Origin of the sequence: Sulfuricurvum sp., assembly GCF_049305995.1 — a bacterium.
In the GTDB taxonomy this organism is placed as follows: Bacteria; Campylobacterota; Campylobacteria; order Campylobacterales; family Sulfurimonadaceae; genus Sulfuricurvum.
Genome location: NZ_JBAQPS010000308.1, coordinates 1 through 3081, shown reverse-complemented (window position 1 = coordinate 3081; position 3081 = coordinate 1). Strand labels below are relative to the sequence as shown.

2 protein-coding genes and 1 pseudogene are annotated in these 3081 nt (G+C 37.9%); 2 read left to right on the top strand and 1 reads right to left on the bottom strand.

The features are described 5' to 3' along the window. On the top strand, positions 1–1095 hold a 1095-nt coding region (locus WA010_RS10710; protein ID WP_422557105.1), incomplete at its 5' end, for a response regulator. Positions 1096–1104: 9 nt separating this feature from the next. Here WA010_RS10710 and WA010_RS10705 read toward each other — a convergent pair. After that, complete coding sequence (locus WA010_RS10705; RefSeq protein WP_422557104.1) at positions 1105–1854, bottom strand: response regulator transcription factor; 750 nt, start codon at positions 1852–1854, stop codon at positions 1105–1107. Between the two features lie 195 nt (positions 1855–2049). On the opposite strand from WA010_RS10705, the pseudogene hemN reads away from it, so the two are divergent. Next, positions 2050–3081 (top strand): annotated as a pseudogene (gene hemN, locus WA010_RS10700) (oxygen-independent coproporphyrinogen III oxidase); the annotation flags it as partial.

Sequence of the window (3081 nt, the reverse complement as noted above, 5' to 3'; positions counted from 1 at the left end):
GGGATAAAGTTTGCACTATTAGCATATGATTCTTCAGAACAATATAAAGTTGAGTCATTATGGAAATATTGGGAACATTTTGGTGTTGAAGTAAAACAAGTGCAAAATGTTGATGAGGAGTTTGATTTATTAATTTTTTTAGAGAGCTCTATTGATGATGAGATACGTGAGCAAATTACACGGCGAAAAATACCATCTGTGGCTATTTTGGATTTTTTGGATGAGCGTTATGATACAGTGGATACGATTACACCGTTAACATTCCCTATTTACTGTACGAAATTTCAAAAAGCTCTTAGTGATGTTTTAGGCATTAAATCTACTGATTTAAAGGTAAATAGTGGAATAACGGGAAGACGAGGCTTTGAAGGAAAAGTATTGGTAGCTGAGGATAATCATGCTAATCAAGAATTAATAAAAATTATATTAGAACGTTATGGTATAGCTTACACGATCGTTGCTAATGGGAAAAAAGCGTTGCAAACGTATCGTAATGAATATTTTGATATGGTATTAATGGATGAACAGATGCCTTATATGAATGGAAATGAAGCAACAGAAAATATTCGTATATTTGAACAAGAACATGATCGTCCACGTACCCCTATTGTCGCCTTAACTGCAAATGTTATCAAAGGTTCTAGAGAGCGTTCTATTCAAAAGGGCTATGATGCTTTTTTAGGAAAGCCGATTGTGCTTAAGGAGATTGAACAAATTTTAGAGCGTTATCTGCAATTAAAAGTGATTACTCCGGTGGAAACTTTGATTTCGACTAAATGGGCTAATATTGATATGAATCATCTCAAAGCTGCATTAATGCTTGATAAAGATCAAGTTGAATATTTACTGGAAATTTATCGTCAAAAAATGGAACAGTTATTTCTTGAATTATTTTATGCGATCATGGTGAAAAAGTATGATGATATTAGCTTTATAGCCCATGCAATCAAAGGTTCAAGTACTAATTTTCGTTTTGATGAACTTTCTCGTATTGCTAGTGTGATTGAAGAATCAGGGAACGATAAAGATGAAGATTTTGATTTTAATGAAGCATATACTGTACTACGTAGCGAATTTGAAAAACGATTTTCTTAGAAAAAATAGTTATTCTTCGAGATAGTAACCTACCCCTGAAGCATTTTTGATCACATCTGTCGGAAGTTTATTTCGCAGCCTCCACACAAGGGTGCGAACACTGTTATCTGTCGCTCCTTTGGATTCCCAGACGTAGTTGATTGCCTGTTCAAAATCAACGATACTTCCTAGTTGAGCAACGAGAAGACGGATAAAAGCATTCTCTTTTTTAGTAAGTTTAATTTTTTGATTTTGATAAAAAGTTTCTCCGAGCCCGGTATCGTGTCGGTACCCTTCACCAAATGCGACAATCGGTTTATCGGAGAGTTTTTTAGCATAGACTAGCTTTTCAAGTTCTTCTCGATCGGATTTGAGTTCTTCGATATTAGAGGAACGTTTTTTCTCTTCTTTGAACCGATAAAGTGCCATTTGGATGGTAGTATGAAGATTAATTGGATCAAAAGGTTTGACAATATAGCCATAAGGCTCGGTTCTTTTGGCTTTAGAGAGCATCTCGTTATCTGAATGTGCTGTGAGGTAAATGAACGGAAGATGATTTTTGTCACGGATGTATTGGGCAAGTTCAATGCCGTCCATTGTTTTTTGGAGCCCAATATCGATAAGGGCAATATCAGGGTTATAAATTTTAATTTTATTACGTGCGCTTACTGCATTATCGGCAAGAGATATAACATCATAGCCTTGTTTTTCAAGTGACATTTTTAAATTCATAGCGGTTACTTCATCGTCTTCGACAATTAGCACTTTAATGGCACTCATAATACCTCTTGAATTATAGATTATATTTATATTTTATTTCAATGATTTTATCACAGTTTTTTTTAAAATCAATGTTTATAGTGATTATATTAAGAGTTTTATCACCTCTATTTCTCTTGGTAACATTGGACTTTTAGGGGAACTTCAATCCAAAAGGGTATAATCGCGATAATATACCTTTTTTTGGGACACACTATGCTTGATTTTGACAAATTTACCAAATATTCCAAACCGGGACCCCGCTATACGAGCTATCCGACGGCATTAGAGTTTAGTGATACCTTTGATTATGATGGGTACCTCTCAAAACTCCATGCACAAGATCCGGCGCGTCCTTTGTCTCTCTATTTTCACTTACCGTTTTGTAAAAATGCCTGCTATTTTTGCGGCTGTAATGTCGTATTTACCTCCAAAGAGGATAAAAAAGAGCGTTATATCGATTATCTGCTTCGTGAGATGGAGATATTAGCACAACACATTGATGTGAACCGTCCGGTGATTCAGCTCCATTTCGGAGGCGGTACTCCCACCTTTTTCGATGCGGATCAATTAAACCGAATTATCAGCGCAATTAAAAGCCATTTCAAAAATTTTACCGCTGATGCTGAGATCAGCTGTGAGATCGATCCGCGCCATATTAATGATGATCAAATGCGTGCGATGAGTGAGGCGGGATTCAACCGTGTCAGCTTCGGGATTCAGGACTTTGATGAAAAAGTACAAGTAGCGGTTCATCGTGTGCAACCGTATGATATCACCAAAGCGGCGATGGATCTAGCGCGTAAATACAACATGGTGAGCGTCAATGTCGATCTCATCTATGGTTTGCCGTACCAGAGTTTGGAGACGTTTAAAAAGACCCTTGATCTAGCGATCTCACTCGATCCTGACCGTTTTGCCGTATTTAACTATGCCCATGTGCCGTGGCTTAAAAAAACGATGCGTAAAATCGATGAGACAACCCTGCCGCACCCTGCGGAAAAGCTCGCCATTATGCGTTATACCATCGATCACATGTCTGAACTGGGGTATCGAATGATCGGGATGGACCATTTCGCCAAAGCTGAGGATGAACTCTTCAAAGCGATTTAAAAAGGGGAGTTGCACCGTAATTTCCAAGGCTATACCACCAAAGGGGGAGCCGATCTGATCGGAGTAGGGCTTACCTCTATCGGTGAGGGGGCTGATTATTACGCGCAAAACTTCAAAGATATGGAGAGCTATGAG